The sequence below is a fragment of the Arthrobacter sp. NPDC092385 genome, from assembly GCF_044755105.1.
Taxonomy (GTDB): Bacteria; Actinomycetota; Actinomycetes; order Actinomycetales; family Micrococcaceae; genus Arthrobacter_D.
On record NZ_JBIVQL010000004.1, the window covers coordinates 211,616 to 228,993 of the forward strand.

A 17,378-nucleotide genomic window follows, 5' to 3' on the forward strand; every position below is an offset into this window, starting at 1 on the left:
GCCTTTCCCGAACCACCAGAAAGTCCAGGATGTCCCTGTCCTCCGTAGTGTCCCTTCCGCTCCTGCCGACCCCCCACGCCGTCGGTGGTGAAGCAGACCCCACGTTCGTCGCCGGTGATCCCGGCGGCAACGTCGTCCGCCGCAGCGTCCTGCCCGGTGGTGTCCGCGTGCTGACCGAGATGATGCCCGGGCAGCGCTCGGCGACCATCGGTTTCTGGGTGGGGGTGGGCTCCCGGGACGAGGCCGAGGGCCAGCACGGCTCCACCCATTTCCTCGAACACCTGCTGTTCAAGGGCACCGCACGCCGCAGCGCCATGGACATCGCCTCGGCCTTCGACGAGGTCGGCGGGGAATCGAACGCGGCCACGGCGAAGGAGAACACCTGCTACTACGCGCGGGTCCTCGACTCAGACCTGCCCATGGCCATCGACGTCATCGCGGACATGGTCACCTCGGCCGTCCTGGATCCGGAGGAGCTCGAGCAGGAGCGCGACGTGATCCTCGAGGAGATCGCGATGGACAGCGACGACCCGGCGGACGTGGCGCACGAGAGGTTCGTCGAACTGGTGCTGGGGGACCACCCCCTCGGCCGCCCGATCGGCGGTACACCGGAGGCGATCCGGGCGGTGCCGCGGGAATCCGTCCTCGCACACTACCGCCGCTACTACGCGCCCGCCGAGCTGGTCGTCACCGCTGCGGGCGGCCTCGACCACGACGTCGTGTGCCGCCTCGTGCAGGAAGCGCTCGAGGCCGCGGGGTGGACCCTCGACGAGGGTGCCCTTCCCGTGGCGCGGCGCTCCACCGCCGAGGTCCCTGTGCAGGGCGTCACGGGTACGCACGTCATCCGCAGGGCCGTGGAGCAGTCCAACATCCTCATCGGCTGCCCGTCGCTCACCGCCACGGACGAGCGCCGGTTCGCCATGAGCGTCCTCAACGCCGTCCTCGGCGGCGGGATGTCCTCGCGGCTGTTCCAGGAGATCCGCGAGAAGCGGGGCCTGGTCTACTCAACCTACTCGTTCTCGGCGGCCTACGCCGACGCCGGCTACTTCGGCATGTATGCGGGGTGCTCCCCGGCCAAGACGGGCCAGGTCATCGAGCTGCTCGGTGCGGAACTGGACCGGCTCGCGGCCGACGGCATCGACGCCGAGGAGCTGCGCAAGGCCGTCGGACAGCTCTCGGGAGGACTGGTCATGGCGCTCGAGGACAGCAGCTCGCGGATGTCCCGGCTCGGCCGGTCCGAGCTCGTCTCGGGCGAATTCGTCGACATGGACGGGTCGCTCGACCGCATCCGCTCCGTCACCGCCGGCGAGGTGCAGTCGCTGGCACGGGAGCTGGCCGCCGCGCCGCGGACGACCGTCGTCGTCGGACCGTTCGATTCCGAGGCCGACTTCGCACAGTAGGTGCGGCGCGGTCCCGTACCCCGACGACGGCCGCTCGGACCATCCCTCGCACGGTGTCCGCCGCCTGGGAATGTTCGAACATACCCACGCGAAGAGCCTCGAAAGTGGGAGGGAGCGCCCGGCCAGGGCCGGCCTAGCCTCCGGCGAAGGGCGGCAGGATGTCCAGGACGTCGCCGTCGTGCAGGACGGTCGCCGGGTCGCGCAGCGCCACCTCGTTGAGCAGGAAGCTGCTGCGGTCCAGCACTTTCGCCAGCGACGGCGCGCCGGCGGCACCAGGGCGTCCGCGCAGGTCGGCCAGGACGACCGACAGTGCACGCCCGGCCGGCAGGCGCTCCTCGTCGACGCCGGATGCGGCCCTGGCCGCCCCGAAGTACCGCACCAGCACGTCAGCCACCGATGGCGCTCATCGATCGGTCGGGCTGGATGAAGTCCTCGGCGCCGAGGCCCGTGTGGTCCATGCCGTGCGCCCGGGGCTTCAGCCACATGGCCTCGCGCCAGCGCCCGGCGACGGCCTCGTCGTCCGCGTCCGAGCGCAGGAGGCCCCGCAGGTCCGTCTCCTCCCGCGAGAAGAGGCAGCTCATGACCTTGCCCTCGGCGGTGACGCGCGTGCGGCGGCAGTCGGCGCAGAAGGGCTCCGTGACCGACGCGATGATCCCCACGATCCCGAGGACGACGTCGGGGGCGTCCTTCGCGCGGACCTCCCACCGTTCGGCCGGGGCGCCGTCCCGGTTGCGGGGGTCCGGGGTGAGGACGAAGCGGGTCTCGACGAGCGCGCGCATCTCGGCGGCCGTGACCATGCCCTCCTTCGTCCAGCCGTGGTCGGCGTCGAGGGGCATCTGCTCGATGAACCGCAGTTCGAAACCGCGGGCCACGGCCCATTCCACGAGGTCCGGGGCCTCGTGGTCGTTGATGCCCCGCATCAGCACCGCGTTGATCTTCACGAGTCCGAGCCCGGCATCGGCCGCAGCCTCGATCCCTTTCAGGACACGGTCCAGGAACGGGCGCCGCGTGAGCTGGGCGAAGGTCTCGGGATGCAGCGAGTCCATGGAGACGTTGATCCGGGTGAGGCCGGCCTCCTTGAGCTGCGCGGCGCGGCGGTCGAGGCCCAGCGCGTTCGTCGTCATGGATATGGGCAGCTCGGGGTGGTTCGTCCTGATGTCCCGGATGATGTCGAGGAGGTCGGCCCTGACGAGGGGTTCCCCGCCCGTCAGCCGCAACTCCCGGATCCCGAGCCGATCGACCCCGATCCGGACCAGGCGCACGATCTCCTGCCGGGACAGCACCTGGTCCTTCTGCAGCCAGTTGAGGCCCTCGGCGGGCATGCAGTAGGTGCAGCGCAGGTTGCACTTGTCCGTGAGGGACAGGCGCATGTCCGTGGCCTGCCGGCCATGGATATCCATGAGACCGGAAACCGCGGCCCCGCGGGCAGCACTCGGCATTCCCAGTTGGATTCCCATGGAACGAGGGTACGCCCTCGGCTGTCCCGGACCCTACCCGGTGCCGGGGTCGGCCGCGGCCTTCCCAGCGGGGCTCCGGGCAGGTATGAGGGAGGCGGGCAGCAGGCGGGCAGCAGGCGGGGGGAGGCGGGCAGCGGACGGGAGGGGAACGCGGCGGCGGCGGCGGTCGTGTAACGGAAGGTATCCCCTGTCCGGCACCCGCCGTCGTCGGGGGACAGCGGAGGAGAGGGACCGATGATGCGACAGCGGACGTGGGCGGCGGCCTCCGGGGTCCTCGCCGTCGGGCTGGGCGTGATCGGCGGGGAACTCTCGGCCGCCGCCCTCAGCCCCTCGGTCACACCGGTGAGCGCGGTCGGTTCCTCGGTGGTCGACCTGCTGCCTCCGGGGGTGAAGGACTGGGCCATCGCCTCGTTCGGGACGGCGGACAAGACCGTCCTCCTGGCGACCATTGCCGTCCTCATCACCGGTCTGGCTCTCGCGGCCGGCGTGCTCGAATACCGCCGGCCCTTCGCCGGTCGGGCCGTCGTCGCGGGATTCGGCGTCGTCGGCACGTTCGCGGTCGCATCCCGCCCGCAGTCGTCCCTGGTGTCGTTCGTCGCGCCGGCCGTCGCCGCCGTGGTGGCGGTCCTGGTCCTCGACGCCCTCGTGCGGGCGCTGCGGGCATGGTCCCGCAGCGCCGACGACGGCCGAGCGGACCCGGCACCGGCGCGCCGCAGGTTCCTGCAGGGGGCCGGAGGTGCGGCTGTCGTCGCCGCAGCAACCGGAGCCGCCGCGACGGGCGTGCGCTCCTCGCAGTCCGCCGTGGTGAGGCAGCAGTCATCCCTCACGCTTCCCCCGCCCACCGAGGCCGTGCCCCCGGCCGAGGGGTCGTTCCTCCCCGGGGGAGCGGACCTGGGGATCGAGGGCGTCAGCGACCTCGTCACGGCGTCGCACGACTTCTACCGGATCGACATCGCCCTCGTGGTGCCCGTGGTCGACGCCGCCCGATGGTCCCTGAAGGTCACCGGACTCGTGGAGCGTGAGGTGGAGATCACCTTCGACGAACTCCTCGCCCTGCCGCTGATCGAGCGGTACGTCACGCTCGCCTGCGTCTCCAATACGGTGGGCGGGGACCTGACGGGGAACGCCCGCTGGCTCGGCTGGCCCGTCCGGGAGCTCCTCGCCCGCGCCGGTGTCCGTCCGGGAGCGGACATGGTCCTGTCGCGGAGCGTGGACGGCTTCACCGCCGGCACGCCGCTGGAAGCGCTGACGGACGGCCGGGACTCCCTGCTCGCGGTCGGCATGAACGGCCGGCCGCTGCCGGTCGAACACGGCTTCCCGGTCCGGCTCGTCGTGCCGGGCCTCTACGGATTCGTGTCGGCGACGAAGTGGGTCACGGAACTCGAGGTGACCCGCTTCGCGGACGACAAGGCGTACTGGTCGACGCGCGGCTGGTCCGAGCGCGGTCCCGTCAAGACCTCCTCCCGCGTGGACGTCCCGCGATCGAATGCGACGGTCCCCGCGGGCGACGTCGTCGTCGGGGGCGTGGCCTGGGCACAGCACAGGGGAGTCGAGGCCGTCGAGGTGAGGGTCGACGGCGGCGCGTGGCAGCGTGCCGCCCTCGCCACGCCCATCTCCGCGGACACGTGGTGCCAGTACAGCGTGACGCTGCAGCTCGACGCCGGTACGCACAGCGTGCAGTCACGCGCGGTCGACCGCGACGGCGGGCTCCAGTCCGAGGCCTTCGCCGATCCCGCGCCCGACGGCGCGGAAGGACTGCACACGGTAACGTTCACCGTGACCTAGACCACCTGCCGGCCACCTCCACCCGACCGCGGCGATCCCGTCCCGACGACGGCGCCGCCCGGCGCGGCCGAGACCTGCAGACGCCCGCGGAAGGCAGCCATGAGAAGAACAGTCGCCGAACACCAGGCCGCCGTCACCGGTCTCCTGCGCTGGAGCAGCGGGTACGACGACAGCCCGCCCGACGTGCTCGGCCTCTCCGCGGCCCTGGGCCGGACGCTCGCGGAGGACATCCACGCGCCGGTGAGCGTGCCGCCGTTCGACAACTCCCAGATGGACGGGTACGCGGTGCACGCGGCCGACCTCGGCGCGGCGTCCGCCCTGGTCGTCGCCGACGCCATCCCGGCAGGTTCCGTTCCGCCCGGGCTGGAGGCCGGCACGGCCGCGCCCATCATGACGGGTGCCATGCTGCCCGCAGGCGCCGCCGCCGTCGTGCCGATCGAACGGGCGGAACCGCCGCAGTTCTACTCCGCGGCGGACCGGCTGGACGGAGAGGTGACGGTCCAGCTCCCGGCCGACATCGAGGCCGGCCTGTTCGTCCGCCGCGCCGGCAGCGACATCGCCGAGGGTGACGTCGCGCTCGGGGCGGGCACCCTGCTCGGCCCCGCCCAGCTCGGGCTCCTCGCGGCCTGCGGGGTCGGCACGGTCCCCGTGCGTCCGCGGTTCCGCGTGCTGCTCCTGTCCACCGGGGACGAGGTCGCCGAGCCGGGCGCTCCGCTCGCTCCCGGAACGATCTACGACGCCAACACGACGCTCCTCGAGGCAGCACTGGGCGACGCCGGAGCGGAGGTCTCGCGCCACCGCCTCCTCGGGGACGACCCCGCCGTGCTCCGGGAGGCCTTCGATGCCATCACCGAAGGCAGCACCCACCTGATCCTCAGCACCGGAGGCATCAGCCAGGGCGCCTACGAGGTGGTGAAGCAGGCACTGGCCGACAGCAGCGTCGAGTTCTCCTCCGTCGCGATGCAGCCCGGCGGACCGCAGGCCCACGGGACCATTTCGGGCATCCCGTTCCTCGGATTCCCCGGCAACCCCGTGAGCGCCCTGGTCTCCTTCGAGATGTTCCTGCGCCCCGCCCTCCAGCAGCTCACCGGGTCACCTGCGCCGCGCCTGGTGCTCGATGCCGTCCTGGTGGATGCGGCGCAGAGCCCCGCAGCCAAGCACCAGGTGCGGCGCGGTCTCTACCGCAACGGCAAGGTGGTGCTGGTGGGCGGACCCGACTCGCACCTGCTGCACGCCCTGGCGTCGTCCAACTGCCTCGTGCACCTGCCCGAAGGCGTCGCCTCGCTGCAGCAGGGGGACCACGTCGAGGTCACGCTCATCGGGCCGGTGCCCGCGGATCCGTTCGCGGTCGAGGAACTGCTCGTCACGGAAGTGGCCGGCACTGATTGAATGGACTCCGCAGAAAGGACTCCATCATGAGCACACCACCACCCTCGGCGGAGGGGCTGTCCCACGTCCGTGCCGACGGCACCGCCCACATGGTCGACGTCTCCGGCAAGCAGGCGACCACGCGCCAGGCCGTCGCGGAATCGACCCTCGAGACCTCGCCCGACGTCGTCGCCCTCATCACCGAGGGGAACCTGCCCAAGGGCGACGCCCTCGCCGTCGCCCGTGTCGCGGGCATCATGGCGGCGAAGCAGACCTCCACGCTGATCCCGCTGTGCCATCCGCTTCCGCTGTCCAAGGTCACCGTGGACTTCGAGCCCGACGGCGGCCGGGTCCGGATCACCGCACTCGCGAAGACCACCGCGCTCACCGGGGTGGAGATGGAGGCGCTGACGGCGGCATCCGTCGCGGCGCTGACGCTCTACGACATGATCAAGGCGGTGGACAAGCACGCGGTGATCAACGGCACGCGCGTGGTATCGAAGTCCGGCGGCAAGAGTGGAGACTGGAGCATATGACATCCCTTCGCACGGCAGCCGTCGTCATCGCCTCGACCCGCGCTGCGGCCGGCCGCTACGAGGACGAGTGCGGCCCGGCCATCGCCGACTGGCTCTACCGGCACGACTTCGCCGTGGCGGACGCGGTCGTGGTGCCTGACGGCGACGCCGTCGGCGCGGCCATCGGCGCCGCGCTCGAGGCCCGCCCCGCGGTGCTCATCACGAGCGGGGGAACCGGCCTGAGCCCTGACGACGCAACCCCTGAACAGACCGCCCCGTATCTCACGCGCGCTCTTCCCGGCGTCATGGAGGCCATCCGCGCTGCCGGTGCCGGGACGGTCCCCACGGCCGTGCTCAGCCGAGGCCTCGCCGGCACGGCGGGACCCACGTTCATCATCAACCTGCCGGGCTCGCCCGGGGGAGTGCGGGACGGGCTCGCCGTGCTCTCACCGCTCATCCACCACATCTGCTCCCAACTGGAGGGCCGCAATGACCACCGGTGAAGTCGTCCACGCCGCTGTCGAAGACACCCCGATCACCCCCGAGCAGGCCCACGCCGGTGTCGACTCCCCGCGCTGCGGAGCCGTCGTGGGTTTCAGCGGCGTGGTGCGCAACCACGACGGCGGGCGCGACGTCACCTCCCTGAGCTACTCGGCGCACCCGAGCGCGGAGCGCATCATCCGCGAGGTGGCCGACGAGGTGGCCGCCCGGCACGACGGCGTCCGGATCTGGGTCGCGCACCGCATCGGGCCCCTGGCCATCGGTGACCAGGCGCTCGTCGCCGCCGTCGGGGCAGCGCATCGCGGGGAGGCGTTCACCGCCTGCTCGGAACTCGTCGACCTCGTGAAGGAACGCGTACCCATCTGGAAGGAGCAGTTCTTCACCGACGGCAGCGTGGAATGGGTCGGCGCGGGAGCGTGACAGTAGGCTTGGCCCCATGACTGAACTCCTGCCCGTCGCCGTGCTGGGCGCCCGAGGGCGCATGGGCGCCGAGGCGGTCCGGGCCGTCGAGGCGGCTCCCGATCTGGACCTCGTCGCCGCACTGGGCAGCAGCGATCCGCTCGAGTCCCTCGTGTCCGCCGGGGCCCGCGTCGTCGTGGACCTGACCGTGCCGGACGCCACGTTCGACAACGTCCGCTTCGCCGTCGAGCACGGCATGCACGCCGTCGTCGGGACGACCGGCTGGTCGGCCGAGCGCCTGGACCGGCTGCGAACCCTGCTCGCGGGCAGCCCCGGCACCGGCGTCCTGATCGCGCCGAACTTCGCGCTGGGCTCCGTGCTCGCCACGGCCTTCGCCGCGGCGGCGGCCCGGTACTTCGAATCGGTCGAGATCGTGGAGCTGCACCACCCCGACAAGGTGGACGCCCCCTCGGGTACGGCGGTCAGGACCGCCCAGCTGGTGTCCGCCGCCCGGGTGGCCGCGGGAGTCCCCGCTGCGCCGGATGCGAGCCGCGACGTGCTCGACGGCGCGCGCGGGGCCAGCGTGGACGGCGTTCCCGTGCACTCGGTACGGCTCCGGGGGCTGACGGCCCACCAGGAGGTGCTGCTCGGCAGCCCCGGCGAGCAACTCACCATCCGGCATGATTCCTTCGACCGGGCGTCCTTCATGCCCGGTGTGCTCCTCGGTGTCCGCTCGGTGGCGCAGCACCCCGGCCTGACCGTGGGCCTGGACGGCTACCTTGACCTGCAGACCGGCGGAACCCCGCGATGAGGACCGCCGTGGGATTCTACCGGCAGCACAAGGTCAAGCTCGGAGTCCTGCTCGTCACGGCGCTCCTCGTGTTCTGGCTCGCCGTGGCCTTCCAGCGCAGCCTCCTGCTGCTCGGCGACCCGGACCCGGTGGCCAAGGCGATCGGCGCCGCGTACCTCCTCCTGCCGTGCATCGGTGCGTGGGCCCTGATCCGGGAGCTGCTCTTCGGCGCCCAGACCCAGCGCATGGCGCGGCAACTGGACGGCGAGGGCGGACTGCCCGTCGACGACCTGCCCCGGACGCCGGCCGGGCGCATCGTGCGCTCCGCCGCCGACGACGCCTTCCCCGCGTACCAGGCGGAGGTGGAGGCCGACCCCGAGAACTGGCGAAGCTGGTTCCGGCTCTCCTGCGCCTACGACGCCGCCGGCGACCGCAAGCGCGCCCGGGGCGCCATGCGCGACGCCGCGAAGCTGTACCGGCAGCACGGCGCGTCGCGCTAGCCGTACTGCCCCGGGACGTTGGTCGAGGTGGAAGGACGTGCTGGAGGTCCTGGACGCGGACCTAGCGACCGGCGTCGATCCTGCCCTCCCGCGCCGCATGCGCCGCGCCCGAGGCGAGCAATTCCAGCGGCCCACGGGACCGGACCCGGTGGAACAGGATGCCGATGCCGATCGCGATGACGACCTGCAGCCAGAAGAGCTGCAGCGGATCGGGCAGGGGAACCAGCTGGTCGGCCCAGCTCATGACGCAGATGTGGAGGCTGTAGAGCGTCAGCGTCATGGCGCCGGGCGCCGAGAGGGGCAGCAGCGCGGAGGGGAACCGGCGTGTCAGCAGGAGGCAGGCCGCGACGACGGCCGCCGCGCAGCCGGCGACGTGCACGAGGTCGAAGGTCGTTCCCGAGTGCGGCGCGCCGACCGCGAGCCACCACCAGGAGCCCGACTGGTCCACGCCTGCGAGCCCGCCGTCGAGCATCGCCTCGAGCGGATAGCGGCTGCCGTCCGGCGTCTCGAGGAGTGCGGCGAGGCCGCCGCCCGGCCCGAGCAGCTGCGCGCTGACGAACTTCGCGGCGACCGCGGCGATGATCCCGGCGCCGAGGAGCCCCAGCTGAACGCCGAGCCGCGACAGGTCCAGCCGTCCGATCACCATGCCGACCAGGATGAAACCGAGCCACTGCACCACGGGGTAGTAGCCCGTCAGGAAGATGTCCGCCGCGAGCGTCCGTGGCACGAGGAAGTGCTCGAAGACGGGATTGCCGCCCAGTGACGGCGGGTCCACCGTCGCCGCGACCATCGGCCGCAGCAGGTACGCCGCGACGGGCGCGAGCAGCAGCCACCCCGCAGCCCACCCGGCGAGCGCCCGGAGCCGGAGGCCCGTGAAGGGCAGCGCGAGGAGGAACAGCACGCCGTAGTGGAACAGGATGATCGCGATGTTCGTCTCGACGCCGCCGAGGACGAGCCCGATCAGTGCGATGATCACCGCGCGGACGGCGATGCCCCTGCGGTCCGCCGACAGCGTCCGGTCGCGGTGGGGTGACCGCCCCCCGGTGAGGAGCGCGAGGCCGATGCCGGCGACCACGGCGAACAGGCCCGACGCGCGGCCGGAGAAGAGCAGTGCGGTCCAGGTGGGATCGACGGTGCCCGGCGTGTACAGGGGCAGGATGTGCGTGCTCATCATGCCGAAGAGCGCCACTCCGCGGGCTGCATCGATCCCGGTCAACCGCCGGGGGGCGGGCTTCGTGTGCATCGGGCCATCGTCCCACAGGCGCCCTCGCCGAGCCTGTGCAGGGAACCGTCATGCACCGTAAAGTCCGGTGCCCGGGCCCGCCGATCCCACCTGCCACCGCCTGAACGGGTAACGTTTTACCCATGGTTGAAACCCCCTCGCGCAATCTCCCGTTCGGCTCGCTCGTGACCGCCATGGTCACGCCGTTCACCGCCGATGGCGCGGTGGATCTCGACGCCACGGCGGCCCTCGCCGCGAAGCTCGTCGACGACGGCTGCGACGGGCTGGTGGTGTCCGGTACGACGGGGGAGACCTCGACCCTCGAGGATTCGGAGAAGGAGGACCTCTTCCGCGTGGTCGCGGAGACGGTGGGGAACCGGGCACGCGTCATCGCAGGCACGGGGACGAACCACACCTCGCACTCCGTGGAGATGGCACGCAGGGCCGAGCGGGCCGGCGCCCATGCACAACTGGTCGTGACGCCGTACTACAACAAGCCCACCCAGTCCGGTGTGCTCGCCCACTTCACCGCCGTCTCCGAGGCGAGCGACCTCCCCATCATGATCTACGACATCCCCGGCCGTTCCGGCATACCCATCACCACCGAGACCATGCTCCGCCTGGCCGAGAACCCGAGGATCGGCGCCCTGAAGGACGCGAAGGCGGACTTCGCCGCCGTCACGCGCGTCCTCGCCGCCACCGACCTCGACGTCTACTCGGGCGACGACGGACTGACCCTGCCGTGGATGGCAGCCGGGGCCGTCGGCGTCGTGAGCGTCAGCGCGCACGTCGCGACCGCGGCCTTCCGCGCCCTCGTCGACGCCGCAGCCGCCGGGGACTTCGCCGAGGCGCGCCGCATCCACTTCGAGCTCGATCCCGTGATCCGGGCCGTGATGACCCACCTCCCGGGAGCCATCTCCGCCAAGCACATCCTGCACCTGCAGGGCGTGCTCCCGAACGCCGTCGTGCGGCTGCCCCTGGTCGAGCCCGACGAACGCGAAGTGGCACCCGTCCTCGCCGACCTGGCGGAGGCGGGCTGGGACCTGGAGCCGGTCGGCGGCCGCGAGGAGATCCGGGCATGAGCGACGCCGCCGGCGTCGGACCAGCACTCCGGGCCCTTCCCCCGGCCCTCGCACCGGGAACACTGCGGGTGGTGCCGCTCGGCGGGCTCGGCGAGATCGGCCGCAACATGGCGGTCTTCGAGATCTCCGGCAAGCTCCTGATCGTGGACTGCGGGGTGCTCTTCCCCGAGGAGACCCAGCCCGGGGTCGACCTCATCCTGCCCGACTTCTCGTACATCCAGGACAGGCTCGACGACGTCGTCGGCCTCGTCCTCACGCACGGCCACGAGGACCACATCGGCGCGGTGCCGTACCTCCTGCGCCTCAAGGCCGACATCCCCGTCATCGGCTCGCAGCTCACCCTCGCGCTCATCGAGGCGAAGCTGCAGGAACACCGCATCCGCCCCTACACGCTCACGGTCTCGGAAGGGCAGATCGAGCAGTTCGGCCCGTTCGAGTGCGAGTTCGTCGCGGTCAACCACTCGATCCCCGATGCCCTCGCGGTCTTCATCCGCACCGAGGCAGGGAACGTCCTGCACACAGGCGACTTCAAGATGGACCAGCTGCCGCTCGACGGCCGCATCACCGACCTGCGGGCCTTCGCCCGCCTCGGCGAGGAGGGCGTCGATCTCTTCATGGTCGATTCGACCAACGCGGACATCCCCGGCTTCACGACGGCGGAGCGCGAGATCGGTCCCGTCCTGGAGAACCTGTTCGGGCAGGTCCGCAAGCGGATCATCGTCGCGTCGTTCTCCTCCCACGTGCACCGCGTGCAGCAGGTGCTCGACGCCGCCCATGCCCACGGGCGCTTCGTGTGCTTCGCCGGACGGTCGATGGTCAGGAACATGGCCATCGCGGCGAAGCTCGGCTACCTGAAGGTGCCGGACGGCATCCTCGTGGACATCAAGAACGTGGACGACCTGCCGGACGACCGCGTGGTCCTCATGTCCACCGGGTCGCAGGGCGAGCCCATGGCGGCGCTGTCCCGCATGGCCAACGGCGACCACCGCATCACGGTCGGCAAGGGGGACACCGTGATCCTGGCGTCCTCGCTCATCCCGGGCAACGAGAACGCCGTCTACCGCGTCATCAACGGGCTGCTGAAGCTCGGCGCCGACGTGATCCACAAGGGCAACGCCAAGGTGCACGTATCCGGACATGCTGCGGCGGGGGAGCTCCTCTACTGCTACAACATCCTCAAGCCCAGGAACGTCATGCCCGTCCACGGCGAGACGCGGCACCTCATCGCCAACGGCAGGCTCGCCCAGCAGACCGGCGTCCCGGCGTCGAACGTCCTGCTCACCGAGGACGGATCGGTCATCGACCTCGTGGACGGCAGGGCGCGCGTGGTGGGAGCCGTCGAGTGCGGCTACGTGTATGTGGACGGCTCGAGCGTCGGGGAGGTCACGGACGCGGATCTCAAGGACCGCCGGACCCTCGGCGAGGAGGGTTTCATCTCCATCATCACGGTCGTCAACCGCACCACCGGCAAGATCGTCTCCGGCCCGGACATCCATGCCCGGGGCTTCGCCGAGGACGATGCCGTCTTCGACGAGATCAGGCCGCGGATCAGCGAGGTCCTCGAGGAGGCCGTGATGAACAACGCGGACCACACGACCTACCAGTTGCAGCAGGTGGTGCGCCGTGTCGTGGGCACGTGGGTCAATCGACGTCTCCGCCGGCGTCCCATGATCATCCCGGTGGTCCTCGAAGCCTGACGCAGCAGACCTCCAGGGAGGCGTCCTCACGGGTGTCGCCGGTGCGGCGGGTCCTCCGACCGTCGGAAATCCGACGATTCGGGGGAGCCTTCCGGTACCGTGAGGATCATGGCCACTCGAACGTCCCCTGCCCCGCGGGGCCAGCAACAGACCCGCAGCAAGGGAGCGTCCGCGGCTGCAGGACCGTCCCGGACCAAGGCGCCGGCGAAGGCGGCGGGCCGCGCCCCCGCGAAGACCCGGCAGGTCCCGGTTCCCCCCGAACCGCAGCACGAGGACCACCTCGCCCTTCCGCTGAGGGCCGTGAGGGCCGTCTGGATGGGGATGGCCCGCGTCGTCGCCTCCGGCGTGCGCACCTTCGGGCACGACGTCAATCCCGACCGCGACCTCCGTCGGGACGGCTCGGGCTTCTTCCTCCTCCTCCTCGCACTGGCCGTCGCGACCGTCGAGTGGTGGGCCCTCACCGGCACCGCCGCCGACATCGTGCATGCCGCCGCGGGCGGTACCTTCGGCTGGATGGCCCTGCTCGTACCGTTCATGCTGGGCATCGGAGCGGTCCGCCTGTTCAGGTATCCCGAGCGGCACCGCGCCAACAACCGCATCGCCATCGGGCAGCTCGTCATCCTGTTCGGCGGATCCGGCATCGCGCACCTCGTCGGTGGCCGGCCCGGCCTCGCGGACGGACTGGACGCGCTGTGGCATGCCGGCGGCGTCGTGGGGTTCCTCGTCGCGGGGCCGCTCAGCACCGTCCTCACGGCATGGCCGGTCGGGTTCCTGCTCGCCGTCGGGATCTTCCTGGGTCTCCTGATCGTCACGGCCACGCCCTTCCGCCACATCCCCTCGCGCCTGCGCACGCTGTACGAGCACCTCATGGGGCAGGATCCGAACGACGCCGGGCACCGGCGCGACGACGGCCACGACCAGAGCTACCTCTACGAGACGCACGGTTCGGCAGCAGTGAAGCCCGAGCCCAAGCGGCGCAAGCGGCTGTTCGGCAAGGACAGGGCGGACGCCCCGTTCGACGCGGAGCAGGAGCCCGACTGGGACGGCTACGTCGGCGACGAGGCGTTCGAGCGCGCCGTGATCGAGGACGAGGAGCGCCGCGCACGCGAGGCCGAGGCCGCCGTGCCGCCGGGCATCCGCCGTCCGACCAAGCAGGAACTCGCGGCCGAGGAGCTCAAGCGGTCGCAGGGCGCCCGGATGCCGGCGCCGGAGGAGCCCGAGCGGGCACCCGAGGGCGCCACCGAGGCCATCGACGTCGTCCCCGCCGCGAAGGCGCTCATCGTGCCCTCCACCCCGGTGCAGCCGCAGGTCCCGCCCACGCCCATCCCGCAGCGCACCGAGCAGCTGCAGCTCGCCGGCGACGTCGCCTACACCCTGCCGCCGTCGGACTACCTGCCCGCCGGCACGCCGCCGAAGGAACGGTCGGAAGCCAACGACGCCGTCGTCGCCGCCCTGACCCACACCATGGACCAGTTCAACGTGGACGCGAAGGTGACCGGCTTCTCGCGCGGCCCGACGGTCACGCGCTACGAGATCGAACTCGCACCGGGCACCAAGGTGGAGCGGGTGACCGCCCTGTCGAAGAACATCTCCTACGCCGTCGCGAGCTCGGACGTCCGTATCCTCTCGCCGATCCCCGGCAAGTCGGCCATCGGCATCGAGATCCCCAATACCGACCGCGAGACCGTCTCCCTCGGTGATGTCCTGCGCTCCGGCAACGCCCGCAAGACCGACCACCCGATGGTGATGGGTGTCGGCAAGGACGTCGAGGGCGGATTCGTCGTCGCCAACCTCGCCAAGATGCCCCACCTCCTCGTGGCCGGTGCCACGGGCGCAGGCAAGTCGTCCTTCGTGAACTCGATGATCACGTCCATCCTGATGCGCTCGACGCCCGACGAGGTGCGCATGGTCATGGTGGACCCCAAGCGCGTGGAGCTCACCGCGTACGAGGGCGTCCCGCACCTCATCACGCCCATCATCACCAACCCCAAGAAGGCCGCCGAGGCGCTGCAGTGGGTGGTCCGCGAGATGGACACGCGCTACGACGACCTCGCGAACTACGGCTACAAGCACATCGACGACTTCAACAAGGCGGTCCGGAACGGCAAGGTCGTCCCGCCCGAGGGATCCAAGCGCGTGGTGCGGCCCTACCCGTACCTCCTGGTCATCGTGGACGAGCTCGCGGACCTGATGATGGTCGCACCGCGTGACGTCGAGGACTCGATCGTGAGGATCACCCAGCTCGCACGCGCCGCGGGCATCCACCTCGTCCTCGCGACCCAGCGGCCGTCGGTAGACGTCGTCACCGGGCTGATCAAGGCGAACGTCCCGTCCCGCATGGCGTTCGCGACGTCGTCGGTCACGGACTCGCGCGTGGTCCTCGACCAGCCGGGCGCCGAGAAGCTCATCGGCCAGGGCGACGCGCTGTTCCTGCCCATGGGGGCGTCCAAGCCGATGCGCGTGCAGGGCGCCTGGGTCACGGAGTCCGAGATCCACCGCGTCGTCGAGCACGTGAAGGGCCAGCTCCAGGCCGTGTACCGCGAGGACGTCGCCGTGGAGGCGCCGAAGAAGCAGATCGACGACGACATCGGGGACGACCTCGACGTGCTGCTGCAGGCCACGGAACTCGTCGTCACGACGCAGTTCGGGTCCACCTCGATGCTGCAGCGCAAGCTGCGCGTCGGGTTCGCGAAGGCCGGGCGCCTCATGGACCTCCTCGAGTCACGCGGCGTCGTCGGCCCGTCGGAGGGATCCAAGGCCCGTGACGTCCTGGTCAAACCCGACGACCTCGAGCCCGTCCTGGCCGCCATGCGGGGGGACGAGCCGCCGGCCCGTCCCCGCGCAGCCTCCGAGCCGATCGACCTCGTCGCCGACGACCTCGCGTCCCGGGCACAGGCCGTCGACTACCACGACGGCGCGGACGGTTCCGGGGACGACGAGGACAACGATGCCTGGAACCTCACCGGGAGGTAGCCTGACATGGTGAGTAGCTCCCCGAGCCCGGCGGTGCCGGTCCTGAACATCGCGAACGTCCTCACGGTCGTGCGCATCCTGCTGGTGCCGTTCTTCATCTGGTTCCTCCTGCTCGACGACGGGCGCGCCGGGCTGTTCCGATGGCTCGCGGTCCTCACCTTCGTGGTCGCGATCTACACGGACAAGCTCGACGGCGACCTCGCCCGCAGCAGGGGCCTCATCACGGACTTCGGGAAGATCGCGGACCCCATCGCGGACAAGCTGCTCATCGGTTCCGCCCTGGTGCTGCTGTCCGTCCTCGGCGAGCTGTGGTGGTGGGTCACCCTCGTCATCCTGGTCCGGGAGCTCGGCATCACGCTGCTGCGCTTCGCCGTCATCCGGTACGGCGTCATGCCCGCCTCCAGGGGCGGCAAGCTGAAGACGGTCGTGCAGACCGTCGCGATCCTGCTGTTCCTCATCCCGTTGCAGGCCATCGCGGGGGAGTGGGCATGGTGGCCCGCCGCTGCCGTTATGGCGGCAGCAGTGATCATCACGGTGGTGACCGGCGTCGACTACGTCCTCCAGGCGATCCGCCTGCGGGCAGGCGCCCGCAAGTGAATGCCGCAGGTCCCGCGTCCGACGTCGTCGCCCTGGCCACCAGGCTCGGCCTCACCGTGGCCACGGCGGAGTCCCTGACGGCGGGAATGGTCGCCTCGACGATCGCCGCCGTCCCCGGCGCCTCCGCCGTCCTGCAGGGCGGCATAGTCGCCTACCAGGTCCCCGTCAAGCAGAACCTCCTGAACGTCGATGCAGGCCTTCTCGCGACGGCGGGCGCCGTCGACCCGCGCGTCGCCGCGGCCATGGCCGACGGCGCCCGCACGGCGCTGTCCGCCGACATCGGTATCTCGACCACCGGTGTGGCCGGTCCTGCGTCGCACGAGGGCAAGCCCGTCGGCACCGTCTTCACGGCGATCTCGACGGCGTCCGGCACCCGCGCCTTCGAACACCACTTCACCGGCGGGCGGGAAGAGATCAGGTGTGCGTCCCGCGACGCGGTGCTCACCGAGCTCCTCGGGGAGTTGTCCAAGGGAACAAACAGTGGCCGGGGGTAGTTATAAACTGTGCCGGCCGTTGATAGGGTGGGCGACTTAGGCTCAAGCAGATCGGGCAGGTCATCATCACGTGGCACGGCCCGACCGGGGCGGTGCCGCATACATGAGGGAGCAAGGCGATACAGATGGTAAAGCAGCCCGTATCCGTAAACGGCGTGGTCCGTTGGCGTGATGTGGGGTTGGTAGAGGATGCACAACGCAAGCCCAAGGAGCGCAAAATGGTAGTTCTTCGCCATGAGATCGGCGACGTCCTCCGTGACGTCCGCCAGCGCCAGGGCCGCACCCTGCGTGAGGTGTCGCACAGTGCGAGGGTTTCCCTCGGATACCTCAGCGAGGTCGAGCGTGGTCAGAAGGAAGCATCCTCCGAACTCCTCTCATCAATCTGCAGTGCACTCGAGGTCCCGCTTTCCTCGATGCTGCGGGAAGTCAGCGACCGCCTGGCAGAAGCAGAAGGCGTGTCCATCCCGGACACCATCCCCCAGGACTTCTCCCGTGAATTCGGGGAAGGCCTCACCGACGAACTGAACGACGACTTCCGTCGGGGACTCGCGGCGACGAACCGATAGTTCCCCACGACAAGGAAGGCCCGTCCCCGAAG

Annotated in this window: 17 protein-coding genes; 14 read left to right on the top strand and 3 right to left on the bottom strand. The window is 70.9% G+C overall.

Annotated elements, in window-relative coordinates; genetic code table 11:
* Positions 1-29: 29 nt before the first annotated feature.
* Positions 30-1,400: a M16 family metallopeptidase gene (locus ACIQCY_RS07345; protein WP_400483238.1), complete on the top strand. Its 1,371-nt coding sequence runs from the start codon at positions 30-32 to the stop codon at positions 1,398-1,400.
* 133 nt (positions 1,401-1,533) lie between these two features.
* Here the strand turns inward: ACIQCY_RS07345 and ACIQCY_RS07350 are convergent, their stop codons facing one another.
* Positions 1,534-1,785: a MoaD/ThiS family protein gene (locus tag ACIQCY_RS07350; protein WP_400483310.1), complete on the bottom strand. Its 252-nt coding sequence runs from the start codon at positions 1,783-1,785 to the stop codon at positions 1,534-1,536.
* Position 1,786: 1 nt separating this feature from the next.
* Positions 1,787-2,857 carry a GTP 3',8-cyclase MoaA gene (moaA, locus tag ACIQCY_RS07355; RefSeq protein WP_400483239.1) on the bottom strand — a complete coding sequence of 357 codons (1,071 nt, stop codon included), beginning with the start codon at positions 2,855-2,857 and terminating at the stop codon, positions 1,787-1,789.
* A 234-nt stretch (positions 2,858-3,091) separates the two neighbouring features.
* On the opposite strand from moaA, the gene ACIQCY_RS07360 reads away from it, so the two are divergent.
* The 7 genes from ACIQCY_RS07360 to ACIQCY_RS07390 all read left to right on the top strand — a co-directional run bounded on the left by ACIQCY_RS07360 (position 3,092) and on the right by ACIQCY_RS07390 (position 8,715).
* The gene (locus ACIQCY_RS07360) at positions 3,092-4,642 is read left to right on the top strand and encodes a molybdopterin-dependent oxidoreductase (protein ID WP_400483240.1); all 1,551 of its coding nucleotides are present in this window, start codon (positions 3,092-3,094) and stop codon (positions 4,640-4,642) included.
* 99 nt (positions 4,643-4,741) lie between these two features.
* Positions 4,742-6,031 (top strand): gephyrin-like molybdotransferase Glp, encoded by a 1,290-nt coding sequence (glp, locus tag ACIQCY_RS07365; protein WP_400483241.1) that lies wholly within the window; start codon positions 4,742-4,744, stop codon positions 6,029-6,031.
* A gap of 26 nt (positions 6,032-6,057) precedes the next feature.
* Entirely contained in the window at positions 6,058-6,546 is a 489-nt protein-coding gene (moaC, locus tag ACIQCY_RS07370; protein ID WP_400483242.1) for a cyclic pyranopterin monophosphate synthase MoaC, read from the top strand.
* Entirely contained in the window at positions 6,543-7,028 is a 486-nt protein-coding gene (locus ACIQCY_RS07375; protein ID WP_400483243.1) for a molybdenum cofactor biosynthesis protein B, read from the top strand. The genes moaC and ACIQCY_RS07375 overlap by 4 nt, the downstream gene beginning before the upstream one ends.
* The gene (locus tag ACIQCY_RS07380; RefSeq protein ID WP_400483244.1) at positions 7,015-7,446 is read left to right on the top strand and encodes a molybdenum cofactor biosynthesis protein MoaE; all 432 of its coding nucleotides are present in this window, start codon (positions 7,015-7,017) and stop codon (positions 7,444-7,446) included. The genes ACIQCY_RS07375 and ACIQCY_RS07380 overlap by 14 nt, the downstream gene beginning before the upstream one ends.
* A gap of 16 nt (positions 7,447-7,462) precedes the next feature.
* Positions 7,463-8,236, top strand: a complete 774-nt coding sequence (dapB, locus tag ACIQCY_RS07385; protein WP_400483245.1) for a 4-hydroxy-tetrahydrodipicolinate reductase — start codon at positions 7,463-7,465, stop codon at positions 8,234-8,236.
* A complete protein-coding gene (locus ACIQCY_RS07390; RefSeq protein WP_400483246.1) occupies positions 8,233-8,715 on the top strand; it encodes a hypothetical protein in 483 nt (160 codons plus the stop codon). Before dapB ends, ACIQCY_RS07390 begins: the two co-directional genes overlap by 4 nt.
* A 61-nt stretch (positions 8,716-8,776) precedes the next feature.
* Here ACIQCY_RS07390 and ACIQCY_RS07395 read toward each other — a convergent pair whose 3' ends face one another.
* The gene (locus tag ACIQCY_RS07395) at positions 8,777-9,958 is read right to left on the bottom strand and encodes a heparan-alpha-glucosaminide N-acetyltransferase domain-containing protein (protein ID WP_400483247.1); all 1,182 of its coding nucleotides are present in this window, start codon (positions 9,956-9,958) and stop codon (positions 8,777-8,779) included.
* Between the two features lie 122 nt (positions 9,959-10,080).
* On the opposite strand from ACIQCY_RS07395, the gene dapA reads away from it, so the two are divergent.
* From dapA to ACIQCY_RS07425, 6 genes are all read left to right on the top strand, one after another.
* Positions 10,081-11,019 (top strand): 4-hydroxy-tetrahydrodipicolinate synthase, encoded by a 939-nt coding sequence (gene dapA / locus ACIQCY_RS07400; RefSeq protein ID WP_400483248.1) that lies wholly within the window; start codon positions 10,081-10,083, stop codon positions 11,017-11,019.
* The gene (locus ACIQCY_RS07405) at positions 11,016-12,716 is read left to right on the top strand and encodes a ribonuclease J (RefSeq protein WP_400483249.1); all 1,701 of its coding nucleotides are present in this window, start codon (positions 11,016-11,018) and stop codon (positions 12,714-12,716) included. Before dapA ends, ACIQCY_RS07405 begins: the two co-directional genes overlap by 4 nt.
* A 108-nt stretch (positions 12,717-12,824) precedes the next feature.
* The gene (locus ACIQCY_RS07410; protein WP_400483250.1) at positions 12,825-15,689 is read left to right on the top strand and encodes a DNA translocase FtsK; all 2,865 of its coding nucleotides are present in this window, start codon (positions 12,825-12,827) and stop codon (positions 15,687-15,689) included.
* 6 nt (positions 15,690-15,695) lie between these two features.
* Positions 15,696-16,286, top strand: coding sequence for a CDP-diacylglycerol--glycerol-3-phosphate 3-phosphatidyltransferase (pgsA, locus tag ACIQCY_RS07415; RefSeq protein ID WP_400483251.1), 591 nt, complete (start codon positions 15,696-15,698; stop codon positions 16,284-16,286).
* A complete protein-coding gene (locus tag ACIQCY_RS07420) occupies positions 16,283-16,780 on the top strand; it encodes a CinA family protein (protein WP_400483252.1) in 498 nt (165 codons plus the stop codon). Before pgsA ends, ACIQCY_RS07420 begins: the two co-directional genes overlap by 4 nt.
* A gap of 125 nt (positions 16,781-16,905) precedes the next feature.
* A complete protein-coding gene (locus tag ACIQCY_RS07425) occupies positions 16,906-17,346 on the top strand; it encodes a helix-turn-helix domain-containing protein (RefSeq protein ID WP_400483253.1) in 441 nt (146 codons plus the stop codon).
* Positions 17,347-17,378 lie beyond the last annotated feature (32 nt).

Excerpts from the sequence above, each read along its gene's own strand:
- ACIQCY_RS07410 (WP_400483250.1), top strand. The coding sequence starts at position 12,825 with ATGGCCACTCGAACGTCCCCTGCCCCGCGGGGCCAGCAACAGACCCGC.
- ACIQCY_RS07395 (WP_400483247.1), bottom strand. The coding sequence starts at position 9,958 with ATGCACACGAAGCCCGCCCCCCGGCGGTTGACCGGGATCGATGCAGCC.
- dapB (WP_400483245.1), top strand. The coding sequence starts at position 7,463 with ATGACTGAACTCCTGCCCGTCGCCGTGCTGGGCGCCCGAGGGCGCATG.
- ACIQCY_RS07390 (WP_400483246.1), top strand. The coding sequence starts at position 8,233 with ATGAGGACCGCCGTGGGATTCTACCGGCAGCACAAGGTCAAGCTCGGA.
- ACIQCY_RS07375 (WP_400483243.1), top strand. The coding sequence starts at position 6,543 with ATGACATCCCTTCGCACGGCAGCCGTCGTCATCGCCTCGACCCGCGCT.
- dapA (WP_400483248.1), top strand. The coding sequence starts at position 10,081 with ATGGTTGAAACCCCCTCGCGCAATCTCCCGTTCGGCTCGCTCGTGACC.
- pgsA (WP_400483251.1), top strand. The coding sequence starts at position 15,696 with ATGGTGAGTAGCTCCCCGAGCCCGGCGGTGCCGGTCCTGAACATCGCG.
- moaA (WP_400483239.1), bottom strand. The coding sequence starts at position 2,857 with ATGGGAATCCAACTGGGAATGCCGAGTGCTGCCCGCGGGGCCGCGGTT.
- moaC (WP_400483242.1), top strand. The coding sequence starts at position 6,058 with ATGAGCACACCACCACCCTCGGCGGAGGGGCTGTCCCACGTCCGTGCC.
- ACIQCY_RS07360 (WP_400483240.1), top strand. The coding sequence starts at position 3,092 with ATGATGCGACAGCGGACGTGGGCGGCGGCCTCCGGGGTCCTCGCCGTC.
- ACIQCY_RS07425 (WP_400483253.1), top strand. The coding sequence starts at position 16,906 with ATGGTAAAGCAGCCCGTATCCGTAAACGGCGTGGTCCGTTGGCGTGAT.
- glp (WP_400483241.1), top strand. The coding sequence starts at position 4,742 with ATGAGAAGAACAGTCGCCGAACACCAGGCCGCCGTCACCGGTCTCCTG.
- ACIQCY_RS07345 (WP_400483238.1), top strand. The coding sequence starts at position 30 with ATGTCCCTGTCCTCCGTAGTGTCCCTTCCGCTCCTGCCGACCCCCCAC.
- ACIQCY_RS07380 (WP_400483244.1), top strand. The coding sequence starts at position 7,015 with ATGACCACCGGTGAAGTCGTCCACGCCGCTGTCGAAGACACCCCGATC.
- ACIQCY_RS07405 (WP_400483249.1), top strand. The coding sequence starts at position 11,016 with ATGAGCGACGCCGCCGGCGTCGGACCAGCACTCCGGGCCCTTCCCCCG.